Source organism: Luteimonas endophytica (genome assembly GCF_029887875.1).
Taxonomy (GTDB): domain Bacteria; phylum Pseudomonadota; class Gammaproteobacteria; order Xanthomonadales; family Xanthomonadaceae; genus Luteimonas; species Luteimonas endophytica.
In genome coordinates this window covers 65,282-78,962 of the sequence record NZ_JARXRM010000036.1, presented here as the reverse complement: position 1 = coordinate 78,962, position 13,681 = coordinate 65,282, and the positions used below count along the sequence as shown (strand labels likewise).

The 13,681-nt window shown below is 72.3% G+C and carries 8 protein-coding genes; all 8 read left to right on the top strand.

Going from position 1 to position 13,681, the window contains the following annotated elements; all coding sequences use genetic code 11:
• Nucleotides 1–71 precede the first annotated feature (71 nt).
• Entirely contained in the window at nucleotides 72–944 is an 873-nt protein-coding gene (locus QFW77_RS12605) for an HpcH/HpaI aldolase/citrate lyase family protein (RefSeq protein WP_280575094.1), read from the top strand.
• Entirely contained in the window at nucleotides 934–3,429 is a 2,496-nt protein-coding gene (locus QFW77_RS12600) for a sodium:solute symporter family protein (protein WP_280575093.1), read from the top strand. Before QFW77_RS12605 ends, QFW77_RS12600 begins: the two co-directional genes overlap by 11 nt.
• Before the next feature lie 94 nt (nucleotides 3,430–3,523).
• A complete protein-coding gene (locus QFW77_RS12595) occupies nucleotides 3,524–4,399 on the top strand; it encodes a LysR family transcriptional regulator (protein WP_280575092.1) in 876 nt (291 codons plus the stop codon).
• A gap of 246 nt (nucleotides 4,400–4,645) precedes the next feature.
• Nucleotides 4,646–6,796, top strand: a complete 2,151-nt coding sequence (locus QFW77_RS12590) for a TonB-dependent receptor (RefSeq protein ID WP_280575090.1) — start codon at nucleotides 4,646–4,648, stop codon at nucleotides 6,794–6,796.
• 10 nt (nucleotides 6,797–6,806) lie between these two features.
• On the top strand, nucleotides 6,807–8,135 hold the full coding sequence (locus QFW77_RS12585) for a serine hydrolase domain-containing protein (RefSeq protein WP_280575088.1): 1,329 nt from the start codon (nucleotides 6,807–6,809) through the stop codon (nucleotides 8,133–8,135).
• Nucleotides 8,136–8,241: 106 nt separating this feature from the next.
• Nucleotides 8,242–10,437: an SUMF1/EgtB/PvdO family nonheme iron enzyme gene (locus tag QFW77_RS12580; protein ID WP_280575086.1), complete on the top strand. Its 2,196-nt coding sequence runs from the start codon at nucleotides 8,242–8,244 to the stop codon at nucleotides 10,435–10,437.
• Nucleotides 10,434–12,359 carry a glycoside hydrolase family 127 protein gene (locus QFW77_RS12575; RefSeq protein WP_280575084.1) on the top strand — a complete coding sequence of 642 codons (1,926 nt, stop codon included), beginning with the start codon at nucleotides 10,434–10,436 and terminating at the stop codon, nucleotides 12,357–12,359. The genes QFW77_RS12580 and QFW77_RS12575 overlap by 4 nt, the downstream gene beginning before the upstream one ends.
• A 117-nt stretch (nucleotides 12,360–12,476) precedes the next feature.
• Nucleotides 12,477–13,679: a CaiB/BaiF CoA transferase family protein gene (locus QFW77_RS12570; protein ID WP_280575082.1), complete on the top strand. Its 1,203-nt coding sequence runs from the start codon at nucleotides 12,477–12,479 to the stop codon at nucleotides 13,677–13,679.
• The last annotated feature ends 2 nt before the right edge of the window (nucleotides 13,680–13,681 follow it).

Below are 13,681 nucleotides of genomic sequence, written 5' to 3'. Positions count from 1 at the left end.
TGAAGATGCGCGGAAGCGAGCTTTTCCGGGTTCCCCTTCGCCCACACTGCGCGCCATGGAAGTGCCGCGCCATGCGTAGCAAGCTGTTCGTTCCCGGCTCGCGGCCGGAGCTTTTCGCCAAGGCGTTCGCCGGCGAGGCCGACGCGATCTCGCTGGATCTCGAGGATTCGGTCCCGGAACAGGCCAAGGCGGCGGCCCGCGTCGATATCATGGCGTTTCTCGACTCGACCGCGGCGGCGGAGACCGGAAAGCTGGTGATCGTGCGGATCAACGCGCTGGAGTCGCCGCACTTCGATGCCGACCTGGCGGCCTTCGCCCGTCCCGGCGTGGACCTGATCAACCTGCCGAAGGCCGCCGGCGCGGCCGACGTGGCGCGGGCGGCCGAGGCGCTGGAGGCCGCGGAGCGCCGCAACGGCGTCGCGGCGCCGATCGCGCTGCTGGTCAACATCGAAAGCGCGCGGGCGCTGCGCGCGGCGCACGAGATCGCCCGCGCGCACCCGCGCGTCGCCGGGTTGCAGCTGGGTCTGGGCGATCTGTTCGAGCCGCTGGGCATCGAGCGCGCCAGCGCCGCCAACGTGCACGCGGCGCTGTTCGCGTTGCGCATGGCGGCGGGCGAGGGCGGTTGCTTCGTCTGCGACAGCGCCTATCCGCTGCTGCACGACGAGGCCGGCTTCCGCGCCGAGGCGGAGCTCGCCAGGCAGCTGGGATTCCGCGGCAAGAGCTGCGTGCATCCGCGCCAGGTCCGCTGGGCCAACGAGGTGTTCGATGGCGCAGCCCCGGATCCGGAGGAGGCGCGCCGCATCGTTGCCGCCGCGGCCGAGGCCGGCCGCAACGGCCGCGGCGCGTTCGTGCTCGACGGCAAGATGATCGACCCGCCCTACCTGCGGCGCGCGAGGGAGTTGTTGGAACGCCTCGACGGACCGCGCGGGCGGGATGCGCGCTGAACGCGGCGCCGGGCGGGATGGCGGCGCTGGCGCCGCCGTTCGCCGCTGGCGATGTGGGCGCTGCGGCGTCGGGCGCGCGTGGCGGCATCTGGCCTCGACCGCCCTGGTCGCGGTGGCGCTGCTGTTCGCCGCGCCGGCGCTGGCGGAAAGCCTGTCCACGTTGCGGACCGGCCCGCTGCCGGCGTGGCCGGCGGACGCGCCGGCGCCGGAGGTCCTGGTCGCCGTGGCCGGCGTGCCGGTGGTGGTGGCCGGCGACCGCGCCTGGATGCTGGACGATGCGGGGCGGGGGCGGGCGCTGCCATGGCGCAGGCCGGCCGGCAGTGCGGTCGCGGCCGGCTTCGCCGACGCGGGCGGCGCCGGTTACCTGCTGCTGGCGCCCGTGGGGACGCCCCGGGCCGTGACGCGGATCGTGCGCCTGGATGCGCCGGCGGCAACGGCGGCCCCCGGCCTCCCGCCCGAGCTGCCGGCGCCGCTCGCGCAGGCCCAGGGCGCGGCCCGGGCCGGTGCGCTGTACGTCGCGGGCCTGGGCGCCGACGGCAGCCCGCGGCTGTTGACCCGCGACGGCGCCGATCGTGCCTCGGGGTGGACCGCTCGCGAGGGTTGGCCGGGCGGCGGCGCGCCGCGGGCGCTGGTGGCCACCGCCCAGGGCGTCCACCTCGCCGTGGACGGCGGCGGGGCGGGGCGGACGGACCGCCTGCTGCGCTGGACCGCCGGCGACGGCTGGCGCGAACTCGGCCCGGTCCCGGGGACGGTCGTCGCCGGCGCGGCCCGTGCGCTCGGGCAGGCGCATCTGCTGCTCGCGGTGCGCGATCCCGACGGGTCGGCGTTCCTGAGCTACAACACCATCACCGGCGCCTGGGCCGAGCCGCCCGGCGCACGCGCCGGAACGATCCGCGCCGCGGCGCCGTGGGGCGACGGCATGGCCTGGCTCGACGACTCGGCGGGTGCGCCGCGGCTCGCCACCAGCGAGGTCGAATCGGGCCGGCTGCTGCTGCGCTGGCTGGACTGGATCATCATGGCGGTCTACCTGGCGGCCATGGTCGCCATCGGGCTGTTCTTCTATGCCCGCGACCGCAACGCCTCGACCGCCGACTTCTTCGTCGGCGGTCGCTCGATCCCGTTCTGGGTAGCGGGGGTGAGCCTGTACGCCACCAACGTCAGTTCGATCAGCTTCATCGCCATTCCTGCCAAGGCGTTCGAGAGCAACTGGCAGTACCTGACCAACAACCTGATCGCCGTGGTCGGGCTGATGTTCGTGGCGGTGTGGATCGTGCCGTTGCTGCGGCGGCTCGACCTGATGTCGGTGTTCTCGTACCTGGAGACGCGCTTCCACCCGGCGATCCGGATGATCGCCAGCGCGCTGTGCATCGTGGTGCAGATCGGCAGCCGGATGAGCGTGATCCTGTTCCTGCCGTCTCTGGCGATCGCCACCATCACCGGCATCGACGTGGTCTGGAGCGTGCTGATCATGGGCGGCTTCACCATCCTCTACACCACCCTGGGCGGGATGAAGGCGGTGGTCTGGACCGACTTCGTGCAGGTGTTCGTGATGTTCGGCGGCGCGCTGTTCGCGATCGGTTTCATCCTGCTGCAGATCGACGGCGGCCTGCCGGAGTTCACCGCCGCCGTGGAGGCCGGGGACAAGATGAAGCTGCTCGACTTCAGCTTCGATCTCACCCAGGCCACGGTCTGGGGCTTCCTGTTCCTGGTGCTGTTCGACGTGGTGCTCACCTTTCCCAAGGACCAGGTGCTGATGCAACGGGTGCTGTCGACGCGCTCGGACCGCGAGGCCGGGCGCTCGGTGTGGACGTTCGCGGCGATCATGATCCCCGGCGGCTGCATGTTCTACGGCATCGGCACCGCGCTCTACGTCTACTACAAGGCGCATCCGGAGCGCATGGACCCGCTGCTGCCGATCGACGCCACCTTCCCGCTGTTCATCGCCGCCGAGCTGCCGATGGGGGTGACCGGGCTGATCGTCGCCGGCATCTTCGCCGCCGCCATGTCCACCCTCTCCAGCATCATCAACAGCGTCTCCACCCTGGTCTCGGTGGACTTCTACGAGCGGCTGGTCCGCAACCCGAGCCAGCGGACCAGCGTGCGCCTGGCCGAGGCGACCGGGGTGCTGGTGGGCCTGATCGGGATCGGCCTGGCGCTGCTGCTGTCGCGGTTCGACATCCATTCGCTGCTGGACATCTCGATCGAACTGTTCGGGCTGCTCGGCGGCGGCTTCGCCGGCGCCTACACCCTGGGCATGTTCACCCGCCGCGCCAACGCGCCGGGGGTGGCGATCGGCATCGCCAGCGCCATCGTCCTGACGCTGGTGGCCAGGTACCTGGAGCTGGTGCACTCGTACTTCTATCTCGCCATCTCCATCCTGGTCTGCATCGTGGTCGGCTACCTCGCCAGCCTGCTGTTCCCGGCGCCGACGCGTTCCCTGGCGGGCCTGACGGTCCACGACCCGGCGCCCGGCGCCGCGTCCTGAGCCGTGGTCCGGCTCCACCCCGGGCAGGACTTCCGGCGCTCACGCGCCGGCCCGGCTTCGGTTAGCGTGGCGGCCCCGGGTGCGGAGCGGTGACGTGGACACGCAATTCCTGAGAACCTTCGTCGCCGTCGCCGATCACGGCTCGATGGCGGCCGCGGCGCGCCTGCTCAACATCACCCCGGCGGCGGTGGCGCAGCAGATCCGCACCCTGGAGCGCGAGCTCGGCGCGCCGCTGATCGCACGCGCCGGCCGCACCGTCTGCGTCACCGAGCCGGGCGCGCGCATCCTCGGCCGCGCCCGCGATCTGCTGCGCGACGTCTCCGACCTGCGCAGCGTGGCCAACGACGGCACCCTCTCCGGCGAGCTGCGGATCGGCGCCTGCCCGACCGGGCTGGCCGGGATCCTGCCGGACATCCTGGCGCGGATGGTCGGCGAGTTCCCGCAGATCAACGTGTTCATCCGCCCCGGCTACTCGGCCGATCTGTACAGCGAGGTGGAAGCCGGCGACCTGGACGCGGCGGTGGTGCTGCAGGCGCCGTACGCGCTGCCCAAGACCTGCGACTGGCAGCTGCTGCGCGAGGAGCCGCTGGTGGTGCTGGCGCCGCGGCGGATGGCCGGACGCGACCCGCACGCGCTGCTGGCCGCCGAGCCGCTGATCCGCTACGACCGCAACCACTGGGGCGGCCGCCAGGCCGACGAATACCTGCGCCGGGTCGGGATCGTGCCGCGCGAGCGCTTCGAGGTGAACGCGCTCAACGCCATCGCGGTGATGGTCGATCGCGGCCTCGGCGTATCGCTGGTTCCGGACTGGGCGCGGCCGTGGCCGGAGGGCCTCGACCTGGCGCGGCTGCCGCTGCCGGAGGCGCACCTGGTCGAGCCGCGCAGGATCGGCGCGGTCTGGTCGCGCTCCAGCGTGCGCCTGCGGCTGGTGCGCGCGCTGCTCCAGGAAGCGCGCAAGGCCTTGGCCTGACGGTCGGTGAAGCGATTGTTGCGGCGCACCAAACGTTTGCCTGCTTGATAGGCAATAAAACCTCATCTCTGAACATAGCCGGTGCAGGTGTGACGCCCGCCATGCCGCCCCTAGGCTGCCCGGGACCCGCAAGGGGTCGGCGCCGGGAGGGCGTCGCGACGCAATGCGCACCGCGCCGCGCGTCGCACGGGAACGGACCGCGCCACGGCGCGTTCCGCGGGCAGCCGAACCAGCAGAGACCACACCATGAAGACACCGCTTTCCGTCGCCATCGCCTGCGCGCTGCTCTCGGCTGCGCCCCTGGCCCATTCGCAGGAACCGCAGGACGCCGCCACCGCGCCGGCCGAGGAGGAGACCACCACCACCGACCTCGACCGGATGGTCGTCACCGGCTCGCGCAGCCCGCGCGCCGTGGACCGCATCCCCGGCGCGGTGACGATCGTCTCGCCCGAGGAGGTGCAGCGCTCGCTGACCCTGACCGAGGACGCGACCGCGGTGCTGGCGCGCTCGGTGCCGGGTTACTCGGAATCGTCGCAGGCGATGAGCAATCTCGGCGAGACCCTGCGCGGGCGCACCGCGCTGCGGCTGTTCGACGGCATCCCGCAGGGCTCGCCGCTGCGCGAGGGCAACCGGTCGGGCACCTTCACCGACATGGGCGTGATCGGCCGAATCGAGGTGATCAGCGGTCCCTCGGCCTCGGAAGGCATCGGCGCCGCGGGCGGCATCATCAACTACCTGTCGAAGACGCCCACCGAGGAGGGTACCGTCGCCACGCTCACCTCGCGCTATTCCACCCAGTTCCGCGAGGACAGCGACGCCTGGAAGGTCGGCCTGACCGTGGAGCACAAGCAGGACAGCCACGACGTGTTGGCGGCGGCCTCGTTCATCGACCGCGGCATGGCCTGGGACGCCGACGGCCGCCGCGTCGGCATGAACGCCAGCGGCTCGACCAACGACAGCGAGGCCGACAACCTGTTCCTGAAGTGGGGCATGAACTTCGGCGAGGCCGGCCTGCAGCGCCTGCAGGCCAGCGCCAGCCGCTTCAACATCACCGGCAAGGGCAACTATTCCTGGGTGGAGGGCGATCGCGAGCAGGGGATTCCGGACTCCGCGGTGCGGACCCCGCCGCTGGGCTCGATGACCGAGTTCAACGACTTCCGCCAGTACGCGCTGGCCTATACCAACGCGGACGTGTTCGGCGGCACCCTGCAGGCCGACGTCTACCGCGCCAGCCAGGCGATGCGCTACCCGGCGGAGGACGGTATCGACCGCCAGGATCCGGACATCGCGCCGATCGGCGAGCTGATCGACCAGTCCGAGATCGCCACCGAGAAGAAGGGCCTGCGCGCCTCCTGGACCCGGTCGGAGATCTTCGCCGTGCCCGGCCTCGAGCTGCGCGCCGGGGTCGACCTGGTCGAGGACGAGGCGCAGCAGCGCCTGGCGATCACCAACCGGGTGTGGGTTCCGCCGATGGTCTACGAGAGCACCGCGCCGTACGCGCAGCTGACCTGGGACATCGGCCCGCTGACCCTCAGCGGCGGTCTGCGCCGCGAGGACGGCGAGCTGAGCGTCGACGACTACGTGACCACCTGGTACCGCAACCGGGTCGCGGTCCAGGGCGGCACCCTCGACTACCAGGAGAACCTGCCGAACTTCGGCGCGATCTGGCGGATCGCCGACGACTGGTCGGTGTACGCCTCGTACGGCAAGGGCTTCAGCCTGCCCAACGTCGGCATCCCGCTGCGCAACATCAACCAGCCGGGCCAGACCGTGGAGGGCTTCGTCGACCTGCAGGCGATCGTGGTGGACAACCGCGAGGTCGGCTTCAACTGGCGCGGCCGGCGCGGCAGCCTGGGCGCGTCGTACTACGAGACCAGCTCCGACTTCGGCTCGTCGCTGGTGGTGGACCCCGCGACCGAGGACTTCATCCTCAGCCGCGTGCCGGTCGACATCGAGGGCTTCGAGGCCTCCGGCGAGTGGCGTCCCTCCGAGGCGTGGCGCCTGACCGCGCTGTACTCGCGGATCCGCGGCAAGACCACCTTCGGCAACACCGGCCCGCTGTCGCGGGAGATGGGCATCAACGACATCAGCCCGGACAAGCTGTCCGGCGCCGCGACCTGGGCCTTCAACGCGCGTGGCGACGTCACCCTGGGTGCGACCATGCTGTTCGACCGCGACATCAACGAGGGCACCTCGGCCGAGGAGCACACCAGCGGCTACACCCTGTTCGACCTGAGCGCGAACTACGACTTCGAGCGCTACGGGCGGCTCTCGCTGGGCATCGAGAACCTCACCAACAAGCAGTACATCCTCAGCTGGTCGCAGATCGACTTCTGGAAGAACTACTTCGCAGGCCGTGGCCGCATGGTCTCCCTCACCCACACCATCAAGTTCTGACCGGCGGCCGATGCGCAGCGCCCCCACGCCCACCGGTGAACCATCGCCGCGCCGCCGCGGTGATCGCCGATGGCGCGGGCTCGCGCTCGTCGCCCTGGGCTGGATCGCGTCCGCGGCGCATGCCGGCGCGCCGCTTCCCGCGGCGGACCCCGCCGCGGCGGGGCTGTCGCCGCAGGGGCTGGCGCGACTGCACCGGTTCATGGAGGAAGCGACCGGACCGGCGGGTTATACCGGCGGGGTGACGCTGCTGGCGCGCGGCGGCAGGATCGTCGACTGGCGCGGGTACGGCCATCGCGACCTCGAACGCACCGCGCCGATGCCGCGCGACGCGATCTTCCGCATCTATTCGATGACCAAGACCGTCGCCTCGGCAGCGGTGCTGATGCTGGTTGAGGAGGGGCGGATCGGGCTGGACGATCCGGTCTCGCGTCACTTGCCGGAGCTGGGCGAGCCGCGGGTCGTGTCGGGCGGCGATGCCGACGCGCCGCAGCTGCGCCGGGCGCGCGGCGCGATCACCATCCGCATGCTGCTCACCCATACCGCCGGGTTCGCCGCCGGGCTGGCGGGCGACGCGGCGGCGGTCGAGCTGCTGGAGCGCGCCGAACCGCACGCGGCAGCGGACCTCGCCGGCTTCGTCGCGCGGCTGGCGCGGGCGCCGCTCGCGGCCGACCCGGGCACCCGCTTCGGCTACGACGGCGCGGCCACCGAAGTGCTGGCGCGGGTGGTGGAGGTGGCCGCCGGGCAGCCGTTCGACGAGTTCCTGCAGGCGCGGATCCTCGCGCCGCTGCAGATGGAGGACACCGGCTTCCAGGTGCCCGCGGACCAGCGCCATCGAATTGCCGACATCACCGTGATGGGCGCAGGCGGCCGGCTGGTGCGTCACGACGGTCCGAGCTCGCTCGATCCCGGCGCCCGGCTCAACGCCTATCCCAGCGCCGCGGGCGGACTCTATTCGACCGCCGGCGACTACGCGCGCTTCTGCCAGATGCTGCTCGATGGCGGCGAGCTCGATGGCGTGCGCATCCTCGCCCGCGACAGCGTCGAGGCGATGATGCGCAACCAGCTGACCATGCTGGACCCGCCGGTCACCCAGTTCAGCGACGCCGAGGGCTTCGGCTTCGGCGGCTACGTGGCGATCGATCCCGCCCGCCGCACCCGTCCCGGCGCCGCCGGCCAGTTCGGCTGGGCAGGCGCGGCCTCCACCAGCTACGTCGTCGATCCGCACGAACGCCTGGTCGCGATCCTGATGCTGCAGCACCTGCCCCGCGACGGCGCCGACGACCTGCCGCGACTCGGCGACCGCTTCTACTCCCTCGTCTACCAAAGCCTGGCGCGATGACGGCGGGACGATGCGCGCCGTTCGCGGCTCCGCCGGGCGCGACGTACGATGCACCAGCGCGGCGGCCCCCGCGCACCTCCCTTCCGCTGCGCCACCCCGAGACTCCATGACCGCTCCTCCGGACCCCGCCGTTCCCCGCCACATGACGCCCGAGCAGGACGCCGGGCGCGCGCCGCCGCGAGTCGAATACAAGTTCTCCCACGTCACCACCGGCCGCTACCTGCCCACGCCGGGGAAGGCGCCGGGTTGGCCGTTCGCCGACATCGGCCTGTGGATGATCGACGCCGGCGCCAGCGCCGACGACTGGATCTCCGAGCTGGTGGACTGGCGCCGCGAGCACCTGGTGCGGATCGGCTACGACGACGCGAACTACCGCCGGCCCGAGCTGCAGTGGGCGCAGCGCAACTTCGTGCACGCGCAGATGATGGTGGAGGACCGCTACTTCTACGATGCCGAGGCCGGCCGCTACACCGTCGATCGCTATCTCGACGATCTGGAGGCGCGCTTCGGCGGCATCGACAGCGTATTGATCTGGTTCGTGTATCCGAACATCGGAATCGACGACCGCAACAAGACCGACCTGGCCCACGACCTGCCCGGCGGGCTGGAGGGGCTTCGCGGCGCGGTCGAGGACTTCCACCGGCGCGGCGTGCGCGTGTTCCTGCCGACCATGCCCTGGGACCACGGCACCCGGCCGCCGGAGCTGAGCGACTGGCACGCGATCGCGGCGCTGGCGAAGGCAGTGGGCGCCGACGGGGTCAACGGGGATACCTACAACGGCGTGCCGCGCGCGTTCTTCGATGCCGGCGAGGCCCTGGGCCATCCGCTCGTGCTGCAGCCCGAGTCGACCATCAGCGCCGAGGAGGCGCTGATCTGGAACGTGCAGAGCTGGGGCAAGAAAGCGCCGGACGGGCCGGTGCCGCCGGTGGCGAAGTTCAAGTGGCTCGAGCCGCGCCACATGATCAACTACGAGAACCGCTGGGGCCGCGACCGGACCCACGACCTGCAGTACGTGTTCTTCAACGGCATCGGCTACAACGCCTGGGAGAACGTCTGGGGCATCTGGAACCAGTTCACCGCGCGCGATGCGCAGACGCTGCGCCGGATCGCGGCGATCTACCGGCGGTTCGCGCCGCTGCTGGTGAGCATGGACTGGCGGCCGTACGCGCCGACGCTGCAGTCCGGGGTGTTCGCCAGCATTTTCCCCGGCGAGGGCGCGGTGCTGTGGACCCTGGTCAACCGCCACGAGTCCTCGCTCGACGGCGAGCAGATCGCGGTGGCGCACGTCGCGGGGCGTCGCTACTACGACCTGTGGAACGGCGTCGAGTTGTCGCCGCGGATCGATGGCAAGCGCGCGGTGCTGTCGTTCGCGCTGGAGCCGCGCGGTTTCGGCGCGCTCCTGGCGCAGGATGCGGGTAGCGAATCGACCGGTCTGGACGCCTTCCTCGCTGCCGCCCGCGAGCGTGCCGCCACTCCGCTGCAGTCGCTGTCGGACCGGTGGCGCTCGCTGCCGCAGCGGCTGGTGGAGATCGCGCCGACCGCGGCCGCTCCCGCGGCGCCCGAGGGCATGGTGACGATCCCGGCCGGCGATTTCGATTTCGCGGTCGGCGGCATCGAGATCGAGGGCAACCACTGGGACGGCGTCGACGTGCAGTACCCGTGGGAGGACAGCGCGCGCCGCAACCACCGCCGGCGCATGCGCATGCAGCCGTTCCACATCGACCGGCACCCGGTCACCAACGCGCAGTTCCAGGCGTTCCTGGCCGACAGCGGCTGGCGCCCGCCTGATCCGCACAATTTCCTGCGCCACTGGCAGGACGGCGCGCCGCGGCCGGGCTGGGACGGCAAGCCGGTGACCTGGGTGGCGCTGGAGGACGCGCGCGCCTACGCGCAATGGGCCGGCAAGCGCCTGCCGCGGGAGTGGGAATGGCAGTACGCGGCGCAGGGCGGCGACGGCCGGCGCTACCCCTGGGGCGACGACTGGCGCGAGGATGCGGTGCCGCGTCCGAACCGCGGCCGGACCCTCATGGCACCCGACGACGTCGACGCCCATCCCGCCGGGGCCAGTCCGTTCGGCGTGCTGGACCTGGTCGGCAACGTCTGGCAATGGACCGACGAATACCGCGACGAGCACACCCGGGCCGCGATCCTGCGCGGCGGCAGCGGCTACCGGCCGCGCGCCTCGCACTGGTACTTCCCGCAGGCGTATCGGCTCGACCAGCACGGCAAGTATCTGCTGATGGCGCCGTCCAAGGACCGTTCCGGCTGCGTCGGCTTCCGCTGCGTGGTGGACGCGGCATGAGCGCGTGGCCGGGCGCGGTGCCACCGCGGGCCGTCGCACCGGCGCCGGGCGAGGTGGTGCTGGAAGGCCTGCTCGGCGCGGCGCTGGAGGCGAACCTGCGCGGCCGGCTGTCGCGCTTCATCGTCGACGCGCGCAGCCCGGCGATCGCGATCTTCGATCCCGCGCACGTGGCCTGCAACCACGAGGGCGACTGGTACGGCGAGCATGCCGGCAAGTGGCTGTATGCCGCCGCGAAGGCCGCCGCGCGCAGCGGCGACGCCGCGCTGCGCGCGAACCTGGAGCGGGTCGCCGACCACCTGGTCGGGCTGCAGGGCGCGGACGGCTACCTCGGCAACTATGCGCCGGAGCGGCGCTTTCCTGTGCCGCAGCCGCCCAAGCCGGAGAGCTGGGACGGTGCGCCGGCGCTGCGCACCTGGGACGTCTGGACCCACAGCTATCTGGTGCTGGGCCTGCTCGAAGTGCATCGGTATTTCCCAGCCGCCCGCTACCTCGAGGCCGCGGCCAGGATCGGCGATCTGTGCCTGCATGCGCTGACCGAAGGCGGCATCGACGTCACCGGGCTCGGCAACCACCACGGCATGTCGGCGACCGTGCTGCTCGATGCCGCGGTGGAGCTGCACTTCGCCACCGGCGAGCGCCGCCACCTGGACCTCGCCCTGCGGGTGCTGGAACAGGCCGAGGCCAACCCGCGGCTGGCGCTGCTGACCCGCACGCTCGCCGGCGCCGACGCCTCGCAGATCGGCACCGGCAAGGCCTACCAGCTGCTCTGGAACCTCGTCGGCCTGGCCAAGCTGCACCGCGCCACCGGCGAGCCGCGCTATCTGCGCGCGGTCCAGACCCTGTGGCGGAACGTGCGCGACCATCACCTGAGCCTGGGCGGCGGCCCCTGGGGCGGGGTGGCCCAGCGCTCGCGCGAGGTGTTCAACCCGGCCGGCGTGTTCGATCCCACCGGTTACGTCGAGACCTGCTCGACGCTGTCGTGGATCCAGCTCAACCGCGAGCTGTACGCGATCACCGGGCAGGCGCGCTTCGTCGAGGAAGTGGAGCGCAGCGCCTGCAACGACCTGCTCGGCGCGCAGGCCGCGGACGGCGAGGACTGGTGCTACTACGTCTTCGCCAACGGCCGCCGCGTGCACACCACCTACTGGCGCTGCTGCAAATCGAGCGGGGCGATGGCGCTGGAGGAACTGCCGGCGCTCGCCTACGGGCTGTTCCACGCGGACCCGCCGGCGGATCCGGCGGCCGCCGGCGGTGCCGCGGCCGCCGGGGTGTCGGTCAACCTGTACGGGCCGTCCTCGGCCACGCTGACGCTGCCGCAGGCGGGCAGGGTGGCGCTGCGCCAGGACACCGGGTACCCGTTCGACGGGCGCGTGCTGATCCGGGTTTCGCCGCAGCGGGCCGCGCGGTTCGCGGTCCGGGTGCGGATCCCGGGCTGGGCCCGGGACGCGCGCGCCGAGGTCAACGGCGCGGCGACCGCAGCGTCGCCCGTGCCGGGGGAGTTCCTGGTCCTGGAGCGGACCTGGCGCGACGGCGACGAGATCGTGCTGGAGTTCCCGATGCGGCCGCGGCTGCACCGCCGCACCCACCGCAACTTCCAGGAATCGCGCGCCCCCGATGGCAGCCCGGTCAGGCAGCAGGTGCTGCGCTTCGACTGGTGCGCGATCACCCGCGGACCGCTGGTCTACGCCACCGGGCTGATCGATGGCTTCCGGGTGCAGGAGGCGGTGCGCCTTCCCGACGCGCCTGAGGAGACCTGGCTGGAAACGCTGGCACCGGCCGAGCCGGGCGCGGCCCCGGCGATCCGGCTGTCGCCGCACGGCCGGGCGCCGCTGCTGTTCTCGCCGTGGTACGCCGCAGGCGGGCGGCGCGACGGCGCGTGGCGGCTGACCTGGCTTTCGCTGCCGCCGGAAGACGCGTCCTGAGCGCCGCGCGGCCCCGTCGCAAGGATTCGTGGCGCCAGAACGTAGCCGGACGCGCTGGTTCCGCCCGCCCGGCCGCGCCAGTCTGGCCACGACCCAACCCTGGACCCGGATAGCCCCATGGCCGATTCCTCAGTCTTCGCCGCGCCGCAGCGGAGCGGCCCGCCTGGCCCGCTGAGCGGGGTGCGGGTGCTCGACCTGAGCGCCTATATCGCCGGCCCCTACGGTTGCACCCTGCTCGCCGACCAGGGCGCCGAGGTGATCAAGGTGGAGCCGCCCGACGGCGACAACCTGCGCAACTACCCGTCCACCCTGGCCGCGGAAAGCCGCGCCTTCCTCGGCGTCAACCGCAGCAAGCGCGGCGTGGTCCTGGACCTCAAGCGCTCCGAGCAGCTCGCGGTGCTGCTGCGGCTGGTGCGCCAGGCCGACGTGCTGGTGCACAACTTCCGCCCGGGAGTGCCCGAGCGCCTCGGCGTCGACCACGCCCGCCTGGCGCTGATCAACCCGCGGCTGATCTACTGCGCCGTTACCGGCTACGGCGAGTCCGGCCCGATGAAGGCCAAGGCCGGCTACGACCAGGTGCTGCAGACCATGACCGGCATCTGCACGCTGCAGGGCCCGCCATCGGGACCGCCGGAGCTGGTGTACGGGTCGGTGGTCGACTACTACGCCGCCGCGCTGCTGGCCGCGGGCGTGGCTTCGGCGCTGTACGAACGCGAGCGCAGCGGCGAGGGGCAGTTCGTCGGGGTCTCGCTGCTGCGCAGCGCGCTGACCATGCAGTCGGCGCGGATGATCTGGGCCGAGGGCGAGGCGCTGGATATCTGGCGCGACATGCGCTCGGGCGGGGTGACCGGGATCCACCCGGCGCGCGAAGGGCACCTGTACGTTTCCGCCAATACGCCGCGCTTCTGGCAGGCGTTGTGCGAGCGCACCGGCCTGGGCGAACTGGGCGCCGACCCGCGCTACGACTCGGTGCGCAAGCGCGCGCGGCTGGCCGCGGAGATCGTGCCGCGGCTGCGCGCGGCGCTGGCCGCCCGCACCGCCCTGGAGTGGGAGGAGGCGTTCGGCGATGCGGTGCCCTGCGCCGCGGCGCGCCGGGTCGAGGACATGTTCGACCACCCGCAGGTGCTGGCCGAGGAGATCGTCGCGCCGATCGCCCATCCCGGGCTCGGCAGCTACCGCGGCGTGACCCGGCCGATCAAGTTCGGGCGCACCCCGGGGCCGGCGCCGTTCGCGGCCCCGGGCCTGGGCCAGGACTCGGCGGCGGTGATCGGCGACGCGGACGGTGCGGTCCGGAATGCCGACCCTGAGGCACGGGACTGAAG

Bases quoted from the DNA above. Each gene is read 5' to 3' on its own strand.
- QFW77_RS12605 (WP_280575094.1), top strand. From the start codon at position 72: ATGCGTAGCAAGCTGTTCGTTCCCGGCTCGCGGCCGGAGCTTTTCGCC.
- QFW77_RS12600 (WP_280575093.1), top strand. From the start codon at position 934: ATGCGCGCTGAACGCGGCGCCGGGCGGGATGGCGGCGCTGGCGCCGCC.
- QFW77_RS12590 (WP_280575090.1), top strand. From the start codon at position 4,646: ATGAAGACACCGCTTTCCGTCGCCATCGCCTGCGCGCTGCTCTCGGCT.
- QFW77_RS12585 (WP_280575088.1), top strand. From the start codon at position 6,807: ATGCGCAGCGCCCCCACGCCCACCGGTGAACCATCGCCGCGCCGCCGC.
- QFW77_RS12580 (WP_280575086.1), top strand. From the start codon at position 8,242: ATGACCGCTCCTCCGGACCCCGCCGTTCCCCGCCACATGACGCCCGAG.
- QFW77_RS12575 (WP_280575084.1), top strand. From the start codon at position 10,434: ATGAGCGCGTGGCCGGGCGCGGTGCCACCGCGGGCCGTCGCACCGGCG.
- QFW77_RS12570 (WP_280575082.1), top strand. From the start codon at position 12,477: ATGGCCGATTCCTCAGTCTTCGCCGCGCCGCAGCGGAGCGGCCCGCCT.